At 69.7% G+C, this 23,021-nt stretch carries 13 protein-coding genes; 7 read left to right on the top strand and 6 right to left on the bottom strand.

Features of this window, described 5'->3' with window-relative positions:
- Positions 1-16 precede the first annotated feature (16 nt).
- From AVR91_RS10280 to AVR91_RS10265, 4 genes are read right to left on the bottom strand one after another with little or no spacing between them, the layout of a single operon-like run.
- On the bottom strand, positions 17-2,077 hold the full coding sequence (locus tag AVR91_RS10280) for a YrhB domain-containing protein (protein ID WP_063273604.1): 2,061 nt from the start codon (positions 2,075-2,077) through the stop codon (positions 17-19).
- Positions 2,077-11,826 carry a toxin glutamine deamidase domain-containing protein gene (locus AVR91_RS10275; protein ID WP_063273603.1) on the bottom strand — a complete coding sequence of 3,250 codons (9,750 nt, stop codon included), beginning with the start codon at positions 11,824-11,826 and terminating at the stop codon, positions 2,077-2,079. The genes AVR91_RS10280 and AVR91_RS10275 overlap by 1 nt, the downstream gene beginning before the upstream one ends.
- Before the next feature lie 16 nt (positions 11,827-11,842).
- Positions 11,843-12,187 carry a hypothetical protein gene (locus AVR91_RS10270; RefSeq protein ID WP_063273602.1) on the bottom strand — a complete coding sequence of 115 codons (345 nt, stop codon included), beginning with the start codon at positions 12,185-12,187 and terminating at the stop codon, positions 11,843-11,845.
- Positions 12,184-12,555 carry a YbaB/EbfC family nucleoid-associated protein gene (locus tag AVR91_RS10265; protein ID WP_063273601.1) on the bottom strand — a complete coding sequence of 124 codons (372 nt, stop codon included), beginning with the start codon at positions 12,553-12,555 and terminating at the stop codon, positions 12,184-12,186. Before AVR91_RS10265 ends, AVR91_RS10270 begins: the two co-directional genes overlap by 4 nt.
- 118 nt (positions 12,556-12,673) lie before the next feature.
- Here AVR91_RS10265 and mycP point away from each other — a divergent pair, with 118 nt between their 5' ends.
- Positions 12,674-13,954 (top strand): type VII secretion-associated serine protease mycosin, encoded by a 1,281-nt coding sequence (mycP, locus tag AVR91_RS10260; protein ID WP_063273600.1) that lies wholly within the window; start codon positions 12,674-12,676, stop codon positions 13,952-13,954.
- A 178-nt stretch (positions 13,955-14,132) separates the two neighbouring features.
- Here the strand turns inward: mycP and AVR91_RS10255 are convergent, their stop codons facing one another.
- Both AVR91_RS10255 and AVR91_RS10250 read right to left on the bottom strand, forming a co-directional pair.
- Positions 14,133-14,444 (bottom strand): hypothetical protein, encoded by a 312-nt coding sequence (locus AVR91_RS10255; RefSeq protein ID WP_063273599.1) that lies wholly within the window; start codon positions 14,442-14,444, stop codon positions 14,133-14,135.
- 4 nt (positions 14,445-14,448) lie between these two features.
- Positions 14,449-14,751: a hypothetical protein gene (locus AVR91_RS10250; protein ID WP_063273598.1), complete on the bottom strand. Its 303-nt coding sequence runs from the start codon at positions 14,749-14,751 to the stop codon at positions 14,449-14,451.
- 139 nt (positions 14,752-14,890) lie between these two features.
- On the opposite strand from AVR91_RS10250, the gene eccCa reads away from it, so the two are divergent.
- The 6 genes from eccCa (at position 14,891) to AVR91_RS10220 (ending at position 22,991) form a co-directional block, all read left to right on the top strand.
- Positions 14,891-18,865 carry a type VII secretion protein EccCa gene (eccCa, locus tag AVR91_RS10245; protein WP_063273597.1) on the top strand — a complete coding sequence of 1,325 codons (3,975 nt, stop codon included), beginning with the start codon at positions 14,891-14,893 and terminating at the stop codon, positions 18,863-18,865.
- Positions 18,866-18,958: 93 nt separating this feature from the next.
- The gene (locus AVR91_RS10240; RefSeq protein ID WP_063273596.1) at positions 18,959-19,330 is read left to right on the top strand and encodes a hypothetical protein; all 372 of its coding nucleotides are present in this window, start codon (positions 18,959-18,961) and stop codon (positions 19,328-19,330) included.
- A 33-nt stretch (positions 19,331-19,363) separates the two neighbouring features.
- Complete coding sequence (locus AVR91_RS10235; protein WP_063273595.1) at positions 19,364-20,812, top strand: WXG100 family type VII secretion target; 1,449 nt, start codon at positions 19,364-19,366, stop codon at positions 20,810-20,812.
- Between the two features lie 11 nt (positions 20,813-20,823).
- Entirely contained in the window at positions 20,824-21,240 is a 417-nt protein-coding gene (locus AVR91_RS43135; RefSeq protein WP_063273594.1) for a hypothetical protein, read from the top strand.
- A 33-nt stretch (positions 21,241-21,273) separates the two neighbouring features.
- Positions 21,274-22,455, top strand: a complete 1,182-nt coding sequence (locus tag AVR91_RS10225; RefSeq protein ID WP_063273593.1) for a hypothetical protein — start codon at positions 21,274-21,276, stop codon at positions 22,453-22,455.
- A gap of 143 nt (positions 22,456-22,598) precedes the next feature.
- Positions 22,599-22,991: a hypothetical protein gene (locus tag AVR91_RS10220; RefSeq protein ID WP_037342590.1), complete on the top strand. Its 393-nt coding sequence runs from the start codon at positions 22,599-22,601 to the stop codon at positions 22,989-22,991.
- The last annotated feature ends 30 nt before the right edge of the window (positions 22,992-23,021 follow it).

Genomic DNA, 23,021 nt, shown 5'->3' with positions numbered 1-23,021 from the left:
CGGAATCCCGCCCCTGTCATAGATCCCGCGGATAGCGCCTCGCCCACTCGTCCGCGGACGGCGGATGCGCGGAGAAGTGCCAGAAGGCGTCACCCGCCACGGTCTCGACCAGGTCGCGTGCGGCGAACCGGGCGAGCCAGCCCGGTGGCAGGCCGGGAATCCCGGCTCGCGATCCGGCGACGGCTCCGGCGAGCGCGCCGGCGATCGCGCTGCGGCCGGAGTGGTTGACCGCGGCGAGCATCGTCCTTTGTGGATCGAAGAAATGCCCGAACACCGCGGCCATGGACTGTCCCAGGGTGTCCACGGCGGAAGTACCGGCCGCCGGCAAGTGATCGACGCCGCCGAGGTCCAGCGCGGCGGCCAGCACCCCGGCCACCGGGCCGGTCGCCGTGCCCGAGTCGATCAGCCGCCGCGCGAGGACGTGCGGTGGCGCCGGTTCGCGCTGGAACAGCTCGGCGAACAGCCCCGCCACCACGGAAGCGGCCTCGGCGGTCTCTTCGCCGGCGCCATCGCCTGAGACCAGCAGGCGGGCGACGCGCGGGGCCGTCCGGCCGCACAGCGCGGCCACGATGCCCGGCACGAGGAAACCGGCGTCGTCACCGGGACCCGGCGCCTCCGGCGGGATCGCACGCAGTTCCGGGACGTGGCTGAGCCAGCCGTCCTGCTCGCGCCGTCTTGCCCGCACGCCGACGGTCATCAGTCCACTCGGCACGGCACCCCGGTACGGACTGGGCAGCGCTCGCAGCAGACCCTCCGTGCAGAACAGCAACCGCCGGGTGAGCGGGCCGATCCGGATGGCCCCGGGCGGTCCGGTGATCCCGTTCTCGCCGAAGCGCGCCACGATCTCCGCCCAGCCGAGCGTGTCCACCGCCGAGCCGAGAGACTCGCCGAGGGCGAATCCGGTGAACGCTCCGGCGACGCGATGCCAGGCGGACTCGCCGTCATCCGCCGCATGACGGAAGAATTTGCCGAAGGTCGCCGCGTGTGGCCGGATCCGGCCCGCCTCGTCGTACCCGGCGGCGAGCCCGTTGGCGTGGAGGTCGTCCGGCCAATGCCGTCCGGCGGGGTCGGCCGGCACGGCGTTGCGCTGTTCCCAGGCCCTGCCGAGGACGAACAGCTCGCATTCCCGCTCCGAGAGCTCGAAACCGGCCGACCGTGCCTTGGCGGCGGCTTCCCTGAGCCCGGTGACGGGTCCGGCGAGCCCCAGTTCGTCCCTGATCCGCTCGGCCACGACAAGCACGGACTCCGAATACTCCGGTGAGACCTCCACGACGCGGGTGGTGGCCAGGAAATCCGGCCACCGCGGCACGGCGTCCGCCAGCTCGGCCGCGTCGACGGTATCCGACGGGAACGAGCCGGGATTGATCGACAAACCGACTCCGGGGAACTCGCGGACGAACGAAAGGACGTCCAGGCGCAACCACTTCTCCGTACCGGGTGGCAACCGCCGTCGCGAACCGAAGACCCGCAGCGTGCGCGGTTCTTCCTGCCAGAGCAGGGGAAGGACCTGCTCGGTCCGGAAATCGAGGGGGATGAGCACCTCCGCGCACAGCAGACCGGCGAGATACCGCGCGCGGTCGTACCACTCCGCGGCCAGGTAACCGAGGAGGTGGTCCACCGGGGTGTCCATGGGTGGGTACCCCAGCCGTTCCGGACCGGGCCGGTAGTCCGGATTGCCCCGGGTCTCGCCGGTCGCGGAGCCGTCGGGAGCGTATTTGCGCCATGCCATCACCGCTCGGGAGGGGACACCGAGATAGGCGACACCGCTGCGGCGGAACTCGGGTTCCAGGATCTCCCGCCAGTCGTCCTCACCCGCCATCGGTACCGGACTGCTCGGTCCAGTCCCTTCCCTGCCGGTGTCCGGACGACGCAGTTCCCCGTCCTCACGCACGATCAGCGCCGGTTTCGGCACCAGTGAGGCCAGCCGGTCACCGCCGTCCAGCGCGCGAATCGTGTCGTAGGGCACGAACCAGCCCTCTGGTACGCGCAGGACATGCGCCTGATCGACCCGGACCGCGTACTCGCCGCCGGCTCGCAGCCATTCCTCGACCTTCGCGACCGCTTCCTGCGCCTGCACTAAACACCTCGATTTCCGGGGAAGGGGAGCAACAGAATCTGCAAGGGGATCTCCTCGAGCAGGGTCAGCCAGCCCGTCAGCGGGTCGAGGAACACGACTCCGCCCGGGTGGTGGGCGACCAGTGCCACATGCGATCCGGTCGTCTTCCTGTCCTTCTGATAGAAGAAGTTCACCGCTGCCAGCGTTCCGACGGGACGGGCCAGCATGGCCGAGATGACACCGTCGTAACTCGCATCCTCGATTTCCGTCCATCGCCCGCCCAGATTGTTCGACACGTAGTCCAGCGTGGCGATGTCGTCCTTGAGTTCCACCGGCACCGGCGGTGCCGTCAGCTCTTCGCCGAGCGACCGCCGGACGAAACAGACCACGGACCGAGTGCAGTTGGTGTGGAAGCCGAGCTGGGCGGCCCAGTCCGCGTAGTAGCCGGGATTGGTCTCGGGCAGCTGGGGGAAGTGCTCCATGATGAACGCGACGGCCTCCCGCCAGCGGCCGTCCACGGTGTCCGCGTCCATCGCGGGCAGCGAGTGGAGCGGCGTCGCACGGAACAACGCCGAGCCGTCCTCCGGCCCGGATTCCGGGGAGGGCGGGTAACGGTCGTAGGCGGGATGCCCGTTGAAACCGAAGTCGGAGGACAACTCCGTCAGCGATCGGTAGACGGCCTCGCCGTCAGGAGACGTCGTGACGACCTTCTCGCCCACTTCACGACTTCTCGCCGGTTCCGGCAGGTGGAGATTCCCGGACGGCGTGTTCGCGTCCGTGTAGGGCAGCAGGGAGATCTTCGTCGGCCTCAACGGTAATTCCATCAGCGCGCCGTCCAGTGGATCGAGGAAAACGATCCCGTGCCGGTCCCTGCTCACCAGCGCGACATGCTTGTTCTCCGCGCCCTTGGGGGTTTTGGAGTCGACGGCGATCACGGCCATCGCACCCACCGGCCGGTCCAGCATCGCGGAGATCACGCTGTCGTAGCTGGTGCCGTGGCTGTGGTCCCACTCACCGCCGAGCCGGTCGGAGACATAACCCAGGGTGCCGAGCGCGGCGTCTTCCGGCCGCAGTGGCGGCGCGGTGACATCTTCGCCGAGCCGGCGGCGCTCGTGATAGACCACCGCGCGGGTGCAGTTCGTCGTGTACCCGCGGGCCACCGCGTCTTCCTCGTGGAACCCGGGATTGACCTTGCCGAGCTGCGGATGGAACTCCTCGAGATACGTCTTGGCCTCCGCCGGGCGCAGCCGCGCGGTCCCGGCGTGGAGGGAGCTCAGTTCGTGGAGCTGTGTGCTCCTGAACAGTTTCGCGAAATCGTCGGGATGTCCCAGCGCGACCGGGTTCGCGCTGTTCAGCTCGTCGAGGGTGACCGGGCGGGAGCCCGCCGCCGAGCGGAGCATGACCGGCCTCTTCCCGCTCGGCGGGAATTCCGCCCACCCGTCGCCGATCGCGTACCCCTCGACGACCTCCTGCCCGAACGGCAGCACCGTGCCGTCCGGCAGTTCGGTCCGACGGCCCAGCACGTGCAGGTCGGCGACCGGGGCCACCACCGGGGCGCCCAGCGCGATGGCGAACCGCCGCGCCCACGTCGCCGAGCGACAGGAATGCAGCCGCACCGGCCGCCCCGGTGTGTAGTACTCGCTGCGCAGAGTCGCGGCGGCGAGTTCCTCGGGGCTGGGAAGCGCGCCGTCGTCGTGCACCGTCACCACGTACGGCTGGGCGGGATCCGGCCGGTTCGCGAGCATCGTCCGCAGATGCGCCTTGTGCGTCTCCGTCGCGTGCCCGACGGACATTCCCGAGGGTGCGTAGTGGACGTCTTGCCCGGTGCTCGGCGCGTGCCCGGCAGGCAGGGGAGCCGGCTCGACGGGCTTTCCCTTCAGCCCGGCGACGTCCAGCTTCTTGACGGCGTAGATCGCCTTCTTCAGGTCCTTGTCCGCGGCCTTCAAAGCCTTGTCGTAGCCGGTGGACGCGCGTCCACGCGGAGCGCTGACGAGCCAATGGTGGTGGAGGGCCCAGTGCAGTTCACCGAGCACCTGGCCGAGTTTCGCTTCCTGACCGGCGGGCTCACGCCACTTCGGCGCGCTTTCGCGCCGGTAGCGATCGATGATCCGCTCGATCTCGTTGAGCGCGGCGGTGACGTCACCGGCGCGAGGGTTCGTCCGGTGCGTGGCACTGAGCTGGTGATGGCGGGTGATCGCGTGTTTCAACCCGGTCAGCGCGGTCATGACCTCGTCGGTGGCGGGTTCCGGCCACCGCCAGCCCGGCGCGGTCTCCCGCCGGTGCCGGTCGATCGCGTTCCGCAGCTCGGTGACCGCCGCCCGCAGCACGGCCGGGGACGGTTCATGCCGGTTCGGATCCCGGAGACGTTCATAGCGATCGATGGCTTCGTGCACTGCGGCCTCTTCGCCCGTCGAGTGCTCGCCTGGGACGGCGGGCCGCCGGTACCGGTGGATGGCCGCGTCCACGGCGTCGAGCGCGGCCCGCATGTCGGCGGTGCGGGGGCGGCGCCACGTCGGTGCGCTCCGGTCCAGGTAACGGGCGGCCGCACTGTCCACTTCGGACAAATTCGCTCGGGCCGCCCGAATATGCTCGGGTGGTTCGAGGTACCTTGGCCCGCCCTGCTGGTAGTCGTGTACGGCGTCGTTCAGCGCGGCGACCGTCGTCTGTACCGGCCCGGCGCCGTTCTCCCCGATGCGGCCGAGATGCGTCACCGCCCGGGCAGCGAGGTCGAGGACGCCTGCCAGCAGACCGAGCCGTTCGGGCAGCGTCGACCAATCGCCGGAGTGGACGGCAAGTCCGAACCGTTCGGCCGCGGCCGAACGGCGGATCTCTTCGAGTGCGGTCAGGGCGCGGTCCCGCACCGCCGGATCGTGCCAGCGGTCGCCCTCGATCGGCAGCGGTCCGAGGTCGTCGAAAGGTGTCGCCGGCGATGTCGTCTCCGGCCCGCCCTCGACGTTCTTCGCCAGCATTCCCCAGATGTTCGCCAGCAGATCGAGTACATCCGAGCGGCCCGCTCGTGTCGCGTCCTCGGCGATGGACAGCAGGGGATCGGTCAGCCGTTCGGTGAGGAAGTCGGCGAGCGCGGTGGCGTCGTGCTCGAAGTCCTCGAAGCCGGTCACCGCGTCGGCGTCGGCTTTCTTGTTCCTCGCGGCCAGTTCGACCTGCCGGTGCCGCCATTTGTCCCGGCCCACCCAGCCTCCGGTGGCCACCCCGGTCAGCGCCGCGACCGCGTAGGCGACGTCCAGCCCGAGTGCCAGCGCGGTGGCGGCCGAACCGAAGGCGCCCACGACGGCGAGCGCGCGCTGGATGTTCTTGTAGTCGGACTTCGTCACCGAGCCCGGCCTCTCGGCGGGAATCGGTGACAGCGGAGGCGTGGTCTCCGCCGGGCGTGCCGGAACCGGAGCCGTCTCGGTGGGCGATTCGCCGAACATGCGGCGGAGCAGGCCCGGACGTGGTGCCACCGCATCGGCCGCCGCGGTGCGAGCGGCTTCCAGGGCGGCCACCTGCGAGGCTTGGAGTTCTCGCTCCTTCGCCTGCTCCGCTTCGAACCTGGCTCGTTTGTCGACGGCCGTCCTGGCGACCTTGTTGATCATCTCGATCTTGTCGGCGCGGCTGACCAACGGGATCGCGGGAAGGACGAGCAACGCCTTGGCGATGCCGTAGTCGACCATGGCTTCGTACAGGGTGACCTTGAACACCGCGTTCGGGTCGAGGGGTTTCGGCTGGGACGGTGGCACCACCCGCCGTCCGATTTGGACGAGCCCTTCGACGCCCTCCGTCGTGGTGGCGCTCATCGGCAGGTCGGGGTCCACCGGGTCCGGCGCGGGGCCCGGGGCGTTCGGATCGGCGATCGGACGGCCGCTCAGTGCACGTACCTGTTCGCGGTAGGCCACGTCCTCGGCGTGTTTCGCCTCGGTCAGGAGCGCGCGGGCGTTGCGTTCGCCCGCCCGGAGTTCGGTGTTCACCTTGGCGCGCGCCCGTTTCCACTGGAGGAGCGGCGCCACGATGGCGGCCACGCCACCGCCGATGGCGAGCCCCAACCTGGCCGACGCCGCCAGCTCCAGCACCGGGGCCACCGCCACCCCGACCCCGGTCAGCGGTGGGACGCCGTACCGCAGGTAGAAGTACCGCAGCTTCTGTGTGCCGGGCGAGCTGGGGTCTTCCGGGGCCTTGACCGCGGCCAGATCCGGGCCGTGGTCTTCGGGCAGTCCCAGCCGTCGCAGGTGCAGCCGTAGCCGATCTGTCGGCATGAAGACCTGCTCGTACTGCCGCAGAGCGTCCAGTTCCTTCCTTCGCGCGGCGATGGCCGCGTCGTCCCCGATCTCGTGCCGCCGGGTGAGCAGACCGGCGGTCACCGCGGCGAGGAAGGTCGTCAGCGTGTAGGCGATGCCTGCCTGCACGCTGCCCATGGCGATGAACACCGCGCTCGGGACCGTGCCGGGGATGATCGTTCCGCTGAGCTGGGTCACGAGGTTGTCGGAGGTGACGGGGAGTCCGTGCGGATCGTCGAGCGGGCCGAGCCGCCGCCACACCACCGGTGCGACCGGATGGTTCTCCAGCGCGGCCGCCCGGTGTGCGAAATCGCGGTGGTTCGGGTTCAGGCCCAGCTCGTCCAGGAGACCGCTCAGTTCGTCCAGCAGCCGTCGCCGTCGCCACGGGTTCGCCCACGACCGGCCGATCTCCCGGTCGAGCGCGGCGACGTGGCCGAGGCTCTTGTGGTCGGCCTCGGTCAGGGTGGCCGGTCCACTGAGATCCCCCGTCCGATCGAGGTAGCGCGGCGGGAATGACGGTGCCGGTCCCTCGAGCGTGAATCCGGTCAGCCGCGCTTCGACCTCTGCTCGCCGGCCCGCGGGCATTTTGCCCAGCAGGCGGGGGAGTTTCCGCATCGCGGTCGGCTTCGTCTTGCTTCGCACCTGGGCGACGGTCGCCGTCAGGGTGCCCGCCGCGTTCAGGCCGCGGGAGTGGAGGGTGGCGAGCGCGAGCCGTTCGGCGGCGCTCAGTTCGCGCCATACGGTGAAGGGGATTCCGGGCGGTGGCAGCGGCGAAGGCGTCCGTGTGCTCGCCGGAACCCCGGATTCGGGCTGCCGGGCGGGAACACGCGGGTCAGGGCGCGGCTGTCCGCCGAGTGTCACCGGACCGGACGGATCCGTGTGAGTGTCCGACGACGCCGCCGACGGTGGCATACCCGGCCCAGGCGGGGTCGGGTGATCGACGGGCCCTGGGGACGGCGCGTCCGGCGGTTCGGGCTCATCCGGTGGCTTGGGCAGGGAATACTTGGTCGTGAATCCGTGCGGATCGGCCTCGAAGGCTTCGACCACGGGGTTCCGGATCTTCGGGCCGCCCGCCACGGCGTCGCGGATCCGGGTCAGATCGCGTTCATGGCCGACCCCGATCGCCATCAGCTGTTCGGTCAACGCCGCTTTGTGCTCGGGGGCGAGGCCACCGGCCTCGATCCGGATCACCTGGTCGAGCTGGTGCGCATCCCGTGCCTTCGGTGACAACCGCGGCAGATCCGACACGTCGCGGCGAAGTTCCGGCGGCACGATCGACTTCTCCGCCTCGGCGCGCATCGCCTCGGCCACCAGGATTTCCCCGCTCCGGCCCTGGAATTCGTGAGCAACGCGGAACAGGAGGTCGGTCCATGGCCCGGCGGCGGGGACGGAGGCCGGATCCTGCAGACCGTGCACCGCGAACTCGTGCAGCATGGTGGTGATGAAATCGGCCATCCCGAGCTGAGGGCGGAGAAACCCGGTCCCCGTCTCCGTCATGAACATGCCGTCGAGCGGGTTGTCGACCCTTACCAGGTCTCCGAAGACCGCATCGACGTCCACATTGGGGAAACGCTGCTTCAGCGCCGCGCTGTCCAGCGGCACCGCGAGGGCGGCGGCCCTGGTGGCGTAGTCCAGCCCAGGCGCACCGAAGATCGAATCGAACCAATGCGCCACGATCGCCTGGGTCACGACGTCGAAGTGGCCATCCTCGGTGACCGATGGCCGGAGGGTCCGCAGCCGATGGGGGTCCAGCAGATCGAATCGGACGACCTCACGCCACGCGGGGACGGCGGAATCCGCGTGCGTTCTGGCGTACTCGCGCAAGGCTTCGCTGAACGCGCGCAGTTCGCCGAGTAGCGGCCGGACGTCGTCGGTCCTGTTCGCCTCGTCGATCGATTCGCGTAGCCCGTCGGCCCGTACGACGAAGTCGGCCCACGCCGTCCTACGCCGCTGGAACTCCTCGGGCGGCATCATGCCGTCGGCCACGGCTCGCTCCAGCCGGTCCCGGACCGACGGCGCCGCGGACCGGAGTTGCGCCGGAAGGGGCGATGGCATGGGAGGCATGAGGAACGTCGTCGCGTAAAAGAGCCTCTTGTCGAACGGCAATCCGGGGTCGGAGAGCAGTCCGACCAGACCGGCGTAGCGCTCCGGGTCGCTCACCCGCACGTGGTCCAACTGGGCACGGAGCTCGGGAAGCTCGGGGGCGTAGTCGTCCATCGCCGCGACTTTCGCCCAGTCCTCGGGGGACAGTTCCTTGTCGCTCGCGACCCCGAAAGCCACGTCGTCGAGATGCGCTTCGCCCGCGGCGGACCCGGCCTCGGCCTCCGCTTTCGGGGCGCCGCGCTCGATGAGACCGTCGATGTACTCCTGGACGCCCTCCGGTCGCGGCCACGGCTCCCGCGCCCCGGGGTCGTGCCACGTGTCCCATGGCCGGAACTCGGGAGCAGGCTTCTCTTGCGCGGCCCGGAGCGGATCCGAGGGAATCTCCGGTTCCCTCGGCGGCTCGGGGATCTCCGGCTCCTTGGGCAGGAGCGGGATTTCGGGATCCGTCGGAAGTTCGGCGATCCGGGCACCTTCGGGAACCACCGGGACTTCGGGGTCCGTTGGCAGTTCCCGGATCTCCGGTTCTCGAGGCAACTCCGGGATTTCCGGGATCCGCGGGACGTCCGGGAGCACCGGAACGCCGGGCTTCTCCGAGGGCGGGGATGTCCGGGGGAGGGTGGGCGGCGACGGATCGCCGGCGCGATCGGGCCGGACCGGCGGGTCACCCGGAACCGGGCGCACCGGCCAGCCGACACTCGGCCGCTCGGGGTCGCCGAATCGAGGTGGTTCGGGGTCGCCGAACCGGGGCGGTTCGGGATCGCCGAACCGAGGCGGCTCGGGATCGCCGAACCGAGGCGGCTCGGGATCGCCGAACCGGGGCGGTTCGGCCCACCCGGGGTTCATGCGTGACGGTACGGCGGGATCGACCGGCTTTCCCGGCCCGGTGACCGGATCCGGGTGGATCTCCACCGGGGTCACCGTCATCGGCGGCAGGGGCTCGGGCGTGCCGTCCGGACGGGGGACGGCCGGTTTGTCCGGGATGGGCTGAGCGGTCCGCGGCTCGGGCTTCGGTGTTTCGACCTGGGCTTTGGCCGCGGTGGGCGCGCCGACCGGTTGCGGAGCCTTTTCGACGGCGGGCGGCCGTGTTTCGAGCGCGAGGCCGCCTCGCGCGACCTCGGTCTGTGCGGCGCCCCCGGAGCCGGATGGGCCTGGCGATGGCCGATCCGGATTCGCGGTTCCCCCACCGGACGGACCTTCGTCCGGTGGCCCGCCGTCGTCCCCGTGGGCTCTGCGGTACTCGCTCGGATGGTATTCCTTGGCGAACTCGTCCAGCCCGAGCCGCCGTGGTGGGTTCCGGACGTTCTCCGCCCCCGGGCGGTCCGGATCCGATGTGCCCCGGCGGCCGTGCTCGTCGCTGCGGGAGGGTTTTCCGGCCGAGTTCTTGTCGTTGCCGTGCGGGCCGCCGGTTTCGGGTTCGGGATGTGCCCCGCGTTGGCGGAGTATTTCGTCCGAACGGAGCCCCGTTCGGGGCCGGGCCGGAAGCTCACCGGGCGTCCCGTGCCCGGCCCGGACGGATTCGGAATGCGCCGCGTATCGGACCCAGTCCCTGACGACGTGGTCCGGGTAGACGACGCCTCCGTCCGCTTTTTGCGCGTCCTCGTAGAGCTTCCGCTCCAGCCGAGCCATCGCGCGGTCGTCGAGAAGCCGCCTGATCTCGTCCGCGGACGGCTTGGGTGGCGTCCCGCGTTCCGGTCCGCCCGTGTCCGCCCGTTTCGCCGCGTTGGCCGGGGAATCCCCCACGGTCGTGTGCAGGGGCGGGGTGGCCGAGGGTGCCTCCCGGCCCGGCGCGCTCGACGGGGTGTCGGCACTTCGGGTGTGCGTGGCCTCGGCCCCATGGCTCGACGGCCTGCCTTCGGCGCCGGGTGCGGCCGCGTGGTCCGCGGCAGGCGACGGTGTGCCGTCGAGAGCGTTCCGATGTGGTTGTGGCTCCCGTGGTTCGGGGGTTTCCGGGGAAGGATCGTGGCGGGCGGCGGGTGGTTCGGTGGTGGAAGGGCCTGGCTCTCGGTTGGGACTCCCGGGACCGTCGTTCTTGGCCACCGGCGTCTGGTCGCCGTGCGGAGCCCGCGGTTCCGCACGCGGGGCCTCACCGGCGAGCCGTTCGCCGTGACCGTTGGGGGGCGGCGAATGCTGCTCCCGCACCGGCGGGTTCGACGGTGGGTTCCCGTCGCGCGGTGGAGTCGGCTCCGGGCGGGCTTCGGGATGCGGCACCTGCGTGGCAGGCGGTTTGGTGGGGCCGGGCCCGTGCGGTTCCGGGGTGCCGTTGCCGTGCGGGACCGCGTTGGGAGACCCCTGAGGACGGTCGTGGATCAAGCGCGCGACTTCGGGGGTGACGCTGGGATGCAGTGCGAACTCGTCCCCCTTCGCGATCCTCCGCGCTTTGAGGGTGTCGTCGAGTTTGCCGATGGACTTGATGACGCCGTTGGTCAGAGTGGCCTTCTGGATTCCCTCCCCGAACTTGATGACCTTCGGGGCCTTGAATCCTCTTCCGGCGAGCTTGACCGCGGCGCCGACACCCCGGGTGGGGCCGAGCAGCCCGGCGACCATGCCGGTGGTGTAACCGACGGCGTGCAAAGGAGCGTTGTCCCAGTTCTCGTAGTCGACGAACGCCTTGCCCGCGTCGGCGAGATATTCGCCCAGCACACCGTCGAGCAGCCGGTTGTCGATCTGCCTGCCCAGATCGCCGGGCAGGGAGTACAACGCCAGCCCGGCGAGGAGTTTGTCCATATGGCCCCACGCCACCTGGGCGTTGAACACCGACCAGCTGCCGTCCTCGCCGCGGCCGAAGAGCCCCGCCAGCGCTTTGACCTGATCCTTCGCCGAATCCCACAGTCCGCTGAAGAAGTTGTTGCTGGGTTCCTCCGGCTGCGGGAGGGTGCTCGGGTCCTTGAGCCAGCCGGCGTGCTGTTCCAACATCTTCAGGACGTTGGACGCCACGCCCCTGGCGAAGTCCTCTTGGTTGCGCTTCGCCTGGCGCGGTATGCCGAAGCCCATCGCGGTGTACTGCCAGCTCAGGTCTTCGACGTAGTCCTTGATCGACGTTTTGGCGCTCTTGAGGATCTCCTTGTAGAGGTGGTACTCGGAGGCCATGCCAGCCATCGCGTCGGCGATCTGGCGGAACCCCTCCTTGCCGTTCGCCTTCGCGATGACGCGTTGCATGAAGCCGCCGGCCGGGTCCGGCCAGGTACCGCCTGCTCCACCGGGCGGGTGGATCTTCGCCGCCGCCGAGTCGACGATGTCCATGGAGGCGTTGAACACGTCTTTGGCCTTGGTCCATTGGCCGGACTGGTGTTCCGCGAGCGTTTCGCTGTCCGGCGGCCACCCGGCGTTCGCGGGCAGCAGTGCGCGGACCGCGTCCCACAGGTCGCAGTCGGGTTGCTGGACGTCGCCGTCGGCCATACTCGCCGGACCCCGTTCAGGAAAGCTGGATGAGGATGTCGTTGGCGGCCTCGGCGTCGCGCGCTTCGTAGGCCTTCACCAGTAATCGCCCGGCCTCGGCGATGTCGCGGTAGTACCGCGGCGCCGCGGGTGCCGCCTGGCGGATCGAAGCGTCCGCTTCGCGCGTTCGCTCGTTGAACACGGCGCCGAGCAACTCGTGGCCGAACGTGTTGGGCGCGGCCAGCGTGCCCTCGATACCGGTCCACGACGTCGAAAGATGCACACCCTCCGCGTCGATCACGGTCATCTGCTGTGCCGTGTCGGCCGGGTACATGTCGACCACGTCGTCGCCGTCCATGCTGACGCCGTCGTCCGCGCTCATCGTCCACCTCCCGCGATCCGCCGGTCCAGTTCGTGCAATACGGGACCGAGGCGGAGATCGGCCTCCTTCGCGGTGACATCGGCGGGGAACAGATCCGAGATGACGCCGAAACCCTCTTCGTGGGCGAGTTCCGCCGCCCGTTGGACGGTCTTCGTGATGGCCTGTGCCAATCCTGTCGAATCGGGGGTGCGGAAGACCCTCGGGTCGAGGCGCAGCTCCACCAATTCGCCGTAGCCGCCGACGGTCGCGCTGATCAGCTCGTCGTCGGATTCGGCCGTCGCCCGGATCTCCGCCATCCGTCGTTGCTGTTCGCGGAGCCCCTTTTCCGTCTTCGCGTATCCGGCTTTCCTGTCGGCGTGGTCGCCCACCGTGCCTCCTCGATTCGGTCCGAGACGAGTGTCGCCGGAGCGAGGGGGCCGCGAGGTGACGTGACAGGTTGTGGCCATCGCGGCGAGACCCGGCGCCGTCTGCCCGACGATTGCCGGAATGAGACGACTTGCGGCACTCGCGGCGGCCGGTGCGCTGGCCGCGATCCAGCTGGCCGGCGGGGCCGTTCCGGCGTCCGCGGCTCCTCCGGCGGGGGTGTGTCACGATCCCGAACCGGCTCGCGAACGGGTGCAGATGCGCCCGTGGGCCCTGCAAACCCTGGACCCGCAACGGGTCTGGCCGCGCAGCCGGGGCGCGGGGGTGCTGGTCGCGGTGGTCGATTCGGGCGTCGACGCCGATCATCCCCAGCTGCGGAGACCGGGCAAAGTGCGGACGGGCCGGGACTTCTACCTGCCCGGCGCGTTGCCGGGAAACTTCGACTGCGTCTCCCACGGCACCGGCGTGGCCGGCGTCATCGCCGCCGATCCGTTGCCCGGTATCGGTTTCCACGGCCTGGCACCCGACGCGGAGATACTGCCGGTGCGGATCACCGACCGGGACATCAGCGACCGGGGCGAATCACTGCGGATCAACCCGGACGCGGTGGCCGCCGGAATCCGTTACGCGGCAGACCAGGGCGCACGGGTGATCAATCTGTCGCTGGCGGGTTTCAGCGACTTCCCCGTCATCCGGGCGGCCGTGGCCCACGCCGTGGCCAGGGACGCGGTCGTGGTGGCCGCGGCGGGCAATTCGCAGCAGAACGCACCCGCCGGGCTGCCGTCCTATCCGGCCTCCTACGACGGCGTGCTCGGCGTCGGCGCGGTCGACCGGGCGGGGGCGAGGATGGGCACCTCCCAGGTCGGCCCTTATGTCGGCATCGTCGCGCCCGGCGCGGAAATCCTGACCACGGCCAGAGAAGACGGGCACACCCAGGTCGACGGCACCAGTTTCGCCGCCCCGTTCGTCGCCGCGACCGCGGCACTGGTGCGCTCGGCGTGGCCGCGATTGTCCGCCGCGCAAGTGATCCAGCGGCTGAAGGCCACCGCCGACCCGGCGCGAGGCGGACTCGGCAGCGACGCCTACGGCGCAGGGCTGGTCGATCCCTACCGCGCGGTGACCGACGGTCTCGATCCGGAGAAACCCGCGGCGATGCCCGCCTACCTGCCCCCGCCACCGGACCTGGCGAGGCTGGAGAAGGCCGCGCGAACCGAGGAAACGGGGACGACGGCGAAATGGCTGACCGCCGCCGTGGCCGGCGCGCTGGTCCTGGCAGGGCTCACGGCGGCGGTCGTCCCGCGCGGGAACAAACGCCGCTGGCGGCCGGGCAGAACGGCTTCGATGCCGGCCGAGCCGCGAGTCCCGGAACCGCCGGATCAGGTTTTCCTGATCCGTGGTCGCTGACCGGCCGCAGGTCCGTGAAGGCCTCCTTGCCTACCCTGAAGGTAGGGAAGGAGGCCTTCACGGATTACGTGATCGCCGGTCCCATGGACACACCATCTTCCCAAGGGCACCGAGTGCATGAAGGCCCCCTCCCCGCGGCGGTCGCGAGAGAGGGGGCCTTCATGCACAGGGCACAGACTCAGCCCATGTTGCCCAGCCGCGCGATCGACTGGTCACGTGCGTTCGTCAGCGAGTGGACCCCGTTGGTCAGAGCGTTGCTCGTCAGGTCGTGGCTGTTCCACTGCTCGTTGGCGAGCCGCTGGTTGCGACGATCCGTCGCCACGATCGCGTCGCCGTACTGCCCCTGCGCGCCTTCTTCATGGAACCCCTGTGCCCGGCGATGCATGAGATCGGTGTTGTCGCGGGCGGCCGCGCCGGTCGCCTTGGTGGTCTGGGCCGTCTCGAGGGTCTCGCCCACGCGGACGGTGACCCTGTCGGTGTTGAAGGCCATTCGCCTACCTTCCGTAGTTGAATCCGGCCGCTGCTTCCGCGTCGGCGGAGCCGTGCGTCTGCAGGCCGTAGTGGATACCGTCCGCGGTATCGGTGTAATCGGCACCCACCTTGGTGACGTTCGTGCCGAGAAGGCTGTACGCGTCGTTGGCGGCGATGTTCATCCGCCCGCTGTTCATCGCCATCATCGCCTCGGTGGTGCTGTTCAACCGCTGCTGGCCGTCCTGGATCTGGCCGACCGAGTCGTTCATCAACGACACGTGGCGCTGACCGGCCACCAGATCGAGGTCGATTTCTGGATTCGTCAAGGGGCTCTCCTTCCTTTGCCGGATCGACGATCGTTACCCGTCCTCGTCGAAGGTAGGCGGCGTGGCGCCCGTTCTCGGGTGGCAGGCATCTTCCTGCCATCGCCGTCGCGAAGGCCGCGCGGTCGCGGACGATTCGGGTATGTCGACAGTCGTCGTGAAGAGGCCTGCCCGCCGGCCTGCTCCGGAAATGCCGGCCGGAGAGCTGCTTCTGCAGCCACCGCCGGAGATCCCGCCGCCGCCGTCGAGGCAGTGGGCGCAGATCCTCATGGTGCTGCCGATGGTGGCCATGATGGCGGCGATGCTGCTGATGTACTCCGGTTCGATCGGCGGGTCGATGCGCTTCGTCGTCTACGGACTGATGGGTGTCGGCATGCTCGGCATGGTCGCCATGGGTTTCCTGCAGGGCGGCGGCCCGAGTAAACGGGAAATGGGTTATGCCAGGCGAAAGTACCTGCGGCACCTTTCGCAGCACCGGTTGCGGTTGCGCCGTTCGGCCCGCAAACAGCGCTCGGCGATGGAGTACCTGCACCCGGATCCCGTCTCACTGTGGTCACTCGCCGTCAGCTACCGGCTATGGGAGCGGCGTAAGGACGACCCCGATTTCGCCGTCGCCCGTATCGCCCGCGGACGGCAACGGCCGGCGCTCACCGTGGTCGCGCCGGACACGAAACCGTTGGAGGAGCTCGAACCTCTGTCGGCCTTGGCGCTGCGCCGGTTCGTCACCACGTACGCCACCCTCGACCGGCTCCCGATCGCCATCGCGGTCAACGGTTTCAGCCGGATCCACGCGTGCGGCGATCGCGACGCCGTACTGGGCATGCTGCGCGCGATGCTGGCCCAGCTGGCCGTCATGCAGTCCCCGGACGATCTGCGCGTCGCTGTCTGCGTCGGCGAAGACCGCCGCGCCGACTGGGAATGGGTCAAATGGCTTCCGCACGCCCTGCACCCGGAGCGTACCGACGCACTCGGCCCGCTGCGCCTGGTCGCCGCGACCGTCCCCGCGTTGGAGTCGATGCTCGAAGAGGAACTGACCAGGCGGCCGAGGTTCGACCCGGACGCGGCCACCCGGCTGCCCGGACCGCATCTGGTCGTGGTGCTGGACGGCGGCGCCGTCGCCGGTTCCGATCACCTGATGACCGGCGGCGGTGTCGAAGGAGTGACCGTGGTGGACATGAGCACCGCGCCGCCCCGGGCCTTCGACCGCGCAACCGTGCTCCTCGACGTCGCCGCGGACGGCGACCTGATCAGCGAGACCGTCGACGGCGCGGTTTCCCTCGGCCGGGCGGATCAGCTCGGCGAAGTGGCTGCCGAAGGCCTCGCGAGGCAACTCGCCCCGTTGCGGCTCACCGCGGGCCAGCGCGGGGAAGCACCGATGAGCAACGAACTCGGCCTAGCCGAACTGCTGGAATTGGGCGACCCCTACGAGTTCGACCCCGATGACACCTGGGTGCCCAGGCCCAACCGCGACCGGCTCCGGATCAAGCTGGGGATCAAGGAGGACGGGAACCCGATCGAAATCGATCTCAAGGAATCCGCACAGGACGGGATGGGCCCGCACGGTCTGCTGATCGGCGCGACCGGCTCGGGGAAGTCGGAACTGCTGCGCACCCTGGTGCTGGCGCTGGCGGTCACCCATCCGCCGAACTCGCTGAACTTCGCCTTGGTCGACTTCAAGGGTGGCGCCACCTTCAGCAGGCTGGACAACCTCCCGCACACCAGTGCCGTGATCACGAACCTGGCGGACGAACTGCATCTGGTCGACCGGATGACCGATGCGATCAACGGCGAGCTGATCCGCCGTCAGGAACTGCTCCGGGCCGCGGGGAACTTTTCCTCCTTGCGCGACTACGAGAAGGCCAGGGCCGCGGGCGCGCCGTTGCCGGAGGTACCCACGCTGCTGGTGATCTGCGACGAGTTCTCCGAACTGCTCTCGGCCAAACCGGACTTCATCGACATGTTCGTCCAGATCGGCCGCGTCGGGCGGTCGCTCGGCGTGCATCTGCTGCTCGCATCCCAGCGACTGGACGAAGGCAGGTTGCGCGGCCTCGAAGCGCACCTGTCCTATCGGATCGGCCTGCGCACCTTCTCCGAAATGGACAGTCGCGCGGTGCTCGGTGTGCCGGACGCGTTCAAACTGCCGAGGGCGCCCGGCCACGGTTTCGTCAAGGTCGGCACCGAACCGATGGAACGCTTCCGGTCCGCTTACGTGTCCGGCGTGTATCAGCGCTCCACCGGGGTCGCCGCGCCGTCGGTGGGCGCCGAAGCGTTGGCGCTGCACGAGTACACGACCGCTTACCTGGCCCCGGATCTCGACGAGGAGCCGCGGGAGAAACCCGCCGAGGACGGCGATCCGGACCAGACGGCCGGTGAGACCCTGCTGGACATCCTGGTGGACCGGTTGGAAGGGCGGGGAACCCCCGCGCATCAGGTGTGGCTGCCGCCGCTGGGCGAGTCGCCGACCCTGGACCGGTTGCTGCCCTCGCTGACGGTCCACCCGCAGCGCGGCATGACCTCGAATTCGGCCGAGCTCGCCGGTGCGCTGCGCCCGGTGCTCGGCATCGTGGACCGGCCGTACGAGCAACGACGTGACCCACTGGTGCTGGATCTGTCCGGCGGTGCGGGGCATGTGCTGGTGCTCGGGGGACCCCGATCGGGCAAGAGCACCGCCCTGCGCACGATCATCAGCAGCGTCGCGCTCACGCACACGCCACGGGAAACGACCTTCTACTGCCTCGACTTCGGTGGCGGCACCCTCGCTTCGATCGCGGGTCTGCCCCATGTCGGCGGCGTCTCCGGCCGCCTCGACACGGGCGCGGTGCGGCGCACCATCGCCGAAGTGGCGACGCTGCTCGCCCAACGGGAACGGCTTTTCGCCCAGCACCGGATCGACGGGATGGCCACCTACCGCAAGCTCCGGGCCGAAGGCGGGTTCGCCGACGACCCCCACGGTGACGTGTTCCTCGTCATCGACGGCTGGCTGACGCTGCGCAACGATTTCATGGATCTCGAGGAGACGGTCAACGACATCATCGCGCGCGGCCTCGCCTTCGGTGTCCATGTCATCGCCGGTGCCACCCGCGCCTTCGATCTGCGGATGAACGTCAGGGATCTGTTCGTCAGCACACTGGAGCTGAAGATCGGCGACCCGATCGACTCGGTGATCGATCGGCGGGCCGCGATGAGCGTGCCGCCCGATTCGCCGGGCCGGGGTGTCGCGATGAGCGGGCATCAGATGCTGGTCGCGCTGCCGAGGGTCGACGGGATTTCCGGTACCGAGGATCTGACGGCCGGGGTGGCCGCCATGGTGGACGCGGTCGAGAAGGCGTGGCCGGGGCCGTCGGCGCCCTCGGTGCGGCTGCTGCCGTCGGTCCTGCCCTATCTGGAGCTGCCCGCCACCGACGAGCCGTCCGGACCGGTCGCCGGATTCGCCGTCGGCATCCATGAACGCGATCTCAGCCCGTTGCGCCTCGATTTCGCCGACGATCCGCACTTCCTGGTCCTGGCGGACATCCGCAGCGGCAAGACCAACTTCCTCCGGGTGCTCGCCAGGCGGATCTGCCAGGCGTACACCCCGGACGAGGCGCAGATCGTCCTCATCGACCACCGCAGAGGACTGCTCGGCGAGGTCGACGGCGAGTACCTGATCGGGATGGGGGTCAACGACGCGCACAGCTCCGAGCTGCTGGCACAGCTGGCCGAGAAGCTCACCGCGCGACTGCCGGGCCCGGACGTCACCACCGAGCAACTGCGGAACCGCAGCTGGTGGAGCGGCCCGGAGATCTTCGTGCTGGTCGACGACTACGACATGGTGGCGACGCACAAGGAGCACCCGCTGTTCGCGCTGTTCCCGCTGATCGCGCAGGCGTCGGACATCGGCCTGCATGTCGTGCTCGCCCGCCGCAGCGGAGGCGCGGGTCTCGGCCTCGGCGAGCCGTTCCTCGCCAGGCTGCGGGACGTCGGTGCGTCCGGGCTGATGATGTCCGGCGACCGGGACGAAGGCCCGCTGCTCGGCGGGATGCGGCCTCAGGTGCTCCCGCCCGGCCGTGGCTGGCTGGTCGACCGGCGCGGCGGCAAGAGCCTGACCCAGGTCGCCTGGCTGCCGCCGAAGGAATGACCGGTGTCGCGTGGCCGCTTCCTGTCGCGGCCCGCCCGCCACGTCGCCGGCGTGGTTGCCTTCTTGAGACGAAACAGATACGAGGAGCAGGACATGGGATCCGGCGAAACCGTCGACGGCGACACCGTGGTGATGATCGAGGCCGCCCAGAGTTTCAACAGCATCGTGCAGGACGTCCCGAACTTGATGTCGCGCCGTGTCGAAGGCGCGTGCGGCGGTGGCTTGGACGAGTGCGCGGCGCTCGTACAGGCCGATGTCGCGGCCACTCGTTCGCTGCAGACGTTCGTCATGAGCGTGCGCTATGGCATCGCCGCCTACGGGAAGTTCGCCAGGGATTCCGGTATCGCCTACCGCGACGCGGACGCCGCGGCGGCCGCCAATCTCGTCCTCGGGTGGCGTCTGCAGAACAACGGGTCCGGTCTGCCGGGGCTGGAGAGTTTCCAGCAGCCGCAGGCGACGAAGTAGGACACCTCATGGCCCCGAAGAAGGTGCGCGACGATGGGTAGCTACGAAAACCTCTCCTTTTTCCAGTTGCACGACAAGATCACGGTCGAGTACCGGCACATCGGCAAGCTTCGCGACGCGGCCGCGATGTGGGAGGAAGGCGCCCAGTGGATCGGCGACACGCTGACCCGGTTCAAAGGGCAGGTCGAAAACCTCGCCTCACACTGGCCGGACAAAGCCGGCGACGCGTTCGCCATGCAGGCCCAAAGCGACATGAACAACATGCGTTCCTGGATCAGGGCCGAGGGTGAACAAGTCGCCCTGCCGCCCCAGCAGATCTCGACGAGCCCCGGCGAAGGGTGGAAGTACACCGAGAAGGGCATCGTGGCGTCCAATATGGCCGGACAGCTCCGCGCGCTGGCGGACCAGCTCCAGTTCGTGTTCACGGCCGTGGACGGTTTCCATCGCGACTACCATGCCTCGTTCGACGGCGTCAGAGCCGCCGAAGCGGGTGATGACCGAAAGAACGCCGAAGAGTTCTATCGGAAGGAATCGGTCAAGCTGATCGCTCCGCTCGGAGCCGCCTACACCCAGGTGGCCGATGCCCTTCCCGGTGCCTCCGGAAGGCATTGGAACGGAGCGCAGAGCGCGGTGGTCCCGGAGCTGCGATCCGACCGCGAACCGGGCGACGGCACACCCTCCGAGGGAGGGGCTCCGACCACCGGAGGAGGCGCCGAAGCGCCGAACCCCGGTGAGACCCGGCAACCGAATCCCGGCGACACACCGGAAACCCCCGAAGAGGAAACGCCGCTCACACTCGCCGAACAGTTGGATCTCGCGTCACAGGGGCTCGAAGTCGCGGGCAAAGCCGTCGACCTGACGGGGAAGGTCGCGGAGCAGCTGCTCGGCTCCGGCGGGACCGGCTCGGTCGACGTGCCGGATCCGGCGACCGTGCCGAATCCGTTGGACGGGTGGAAACCAGCCGATCTTCCAGCGCTGAGTGGGATTCCGGGTGCGGCCGATCCGCTGGGCCTGCCGGGTCTCGCCGGTCTCGACAGTGGGGGCGGCGGGGTCGGCGGCGGCCTGGGAGCGGGTGGAATCGGTACTGGCGGTGCCGGTTCGCCTGCGTCCGGTGCCGTTCCACCCCTCGCGGGCACGGCTGGATTCGCCACCGGGACACCCACGAGCGGCGTGGGGACGGGTTCGGCGGGGATGGGCGGCAGTCCCGGGATGATGCCGATGTATCCGCAGAGCGGCGCGGGCAGGGCGGCGGGCGGCGGCGACATCAGGCCGGGAGCCGCCGAACACGTCAACGCGGTCCGTTCGCGCAAGCCCGACGGCGAACCGGGTGTGGCACTGCGGGGCAGGGCTGGAAAGCCGCCCCGGCCGCCGGTCGCCCGGTCCCGACCCGTCGTCGAGAACGAGGTCGTGCATGTGCTCGACGAAGACCTGTGGCAAGTGAATCCGGCGACCGATCAACCGAAATACCGCACCGGATACTAGGAGGAGGGCATATGTCCGACGTCGTGGATGGCGACCCCGGTTCGATGTTCGCGTACTCACAGCAACTCAAGGCACCCCCGATACCGGCCTCGGTGACCGCGGGCCTCGCCACGCCGGCGAATCTGTCCGGGATGGTCGAGAGCGCGCTGCTGTCGGTACTGGACGTGGCCGTCACCGCCGAGATCAACGCCTATCTGGGCTATGTCACCGCGGACATGGTCACTTACGGGGCGAAGGTCAAACAAGCGGCCGCGACCTACTCGCTCGCCGACATCACCAGCGCGCTCGATCTGGCCACTTCCGGCGTCAAGCTGGGGAACAAGGTGATCGGCGTGGCGAAACAGGTGACCGGCGCCGGGGGAGCGCAGTCCGGCACCACCGATTCCACCGGGTCCGCCGCGGGCGACGGCTCGGCGCAGACGACCTAAGGAGCCCTCTTGTTTCCGTATGGCGTACTTCCGATGGAAGTCATTGTCGGGTGCATCTCGCAGACACAGGCCTGTATCCCGGTCCTCACCGAGAAGTCGAGGATGTGGAAGGAGGCGCGAGCCTGGGTCGAAGACGCCAAGGTGGAGCTGCAGACCCGCGCGAACGACCTGGCACCGGACTGGACCGACGATGCCGGCCGGGCGTTCGAGGAGAAGACCGAACTGTCGCTGGCGGATCTGACGCTGTGGGGGCAACGGATCGACGACTCCCAGGTGTCGGAGAAGCTGGCCGAGCTGGCGGCCAGTCTTCCCGGGACGGAAGCGGTCGTGCTGGGCCTCGCCGCCGAGTACGAGGCCTTCATGCTCACGCTCAACTTCCCGGCGGCGTTCGCGGCGCAGCAGCAGGCGGGCGCGGCCCTTTCCACCTTGGGCACCCGCTTCGACCTGGCGATGCTCTCCATGTGCACCGCGGCCGGGATCGCGAATCCGGCCGATATCCTGCCCGGTTTCCCGCAGATCACCGGTTCCGCCGCGGACGCGGTGAAGACGGCCGACGCGGCGGTGAACCTGCTCACGGAGGTGCAGAGCCTGACCGAGTCGCTCGGCGTCGGGTCCGGCGGGACCCTGCCGGACACGTCGGGTCTTCTCGACGGCTGGACCGGTTCGGAGGTGCCGTCCGCGTCGAATCCCGGTGGCGGCGGGCTGTCACTGGCCGGGCTGGCGCCGAACGCGCTCACCCCCGGTCCGCTCGTGGGCGCTCCGTCGAGCGGGTTGTCCGGTGGTGGGATGCCGCCGTCCGGTCTGGCTTCGCTACCGCCGATGCCGTTGGGAACCCTCGGCGCCGCCGGTGGGCTCGGCGGCATGCCGGCGTCCAGGGCGGGCGTGGGCAAGCGTGCCTCGAGCCCGATGGCGGAGATCCCGCCGGGAGGCACGATCGGTTCCTCGAAGGGCGCGCCCGGCGGCGGGATGATGCCGCCGGGGATGCCACAGCACGGCGCGGGGACGACCGGGACAGTGCGACCGGGAGCGGCGGAGCATCCGCACGAGCGGTCAGAGGATCAGCGGCCCGCGCTGGGGACCGACGGTGTGGCGACGGCCTTGCGTGGCAGGGCGGTCGACGCCGAGGGGAACGGTTTCACCATTCCCGGCCACCGTCGGGCCGCGGAATCGGATACGGGTTCCTTGCAGCTGCTGGAGGACGACACCTGGAAGTGAGCTGTCGCCGATCCGGGTGGGGCCGTCAGCACACCGCCGGATCGTGGCGGATCGTCGAGGCGGCTCCATCCCGCGGGCCGGACACGCCCCGGATGTGCCATGCTCGACAGCGCACGAGGCGGCGAAACCGAGAGGTGACGAGGGTGTCCATCTGGGCAGGCGTGATCAATTTCGTCCGGGCGCGGTACGAGGTGCTCGAGGAGCGGGACGGCTGGCTCCGGTTCCGCGTCGACACCGGCGACGGCCGCGGCCAGCAGGTGTCCTTGCACCACTTGCCCGACCACGACGGCGCGGAGTGGGTGGAGATCTCGTCTCCGGTCGGCTGGGCCGACAAGATCGACCTGCGGCGCCTGCTCGAACTGGCAGGCGGTGACTCGGTCGGCGGCGCGGCGGTGGTGGACGGGGTCGCGCTGCTCAAGCACACGATCCCGCTGGTCGACCTGAATCTGGTCAACGAGTTCGAGCATCCGCTGAACTCCCTCGTCACGCGTGCCGACACCCTCGAACACGAGCTGACCAAGGCCGACGAGTTCTGATCGGACCCTCCGGAAGTACGTGAAGGCCCC

The sequence above is a fragment of the Amycolatopsis keratiniphila subsp. keratiniphila genome (assembly GCF_001620365.2).
GTDB classification, from domain to species: domain Bacteria; phylum Actinomycetota; class Actinomycetes; order Mycobacteriales; family Pseudonocardiaceae; genus Amycolatopsis; species Amycolatopsis keratiniphila.
The sequence above is the reverse complement of the archived record's forward strand: the minus strand, read 5'-3'. Positions and strand labels throughout refer to the sequence as shown.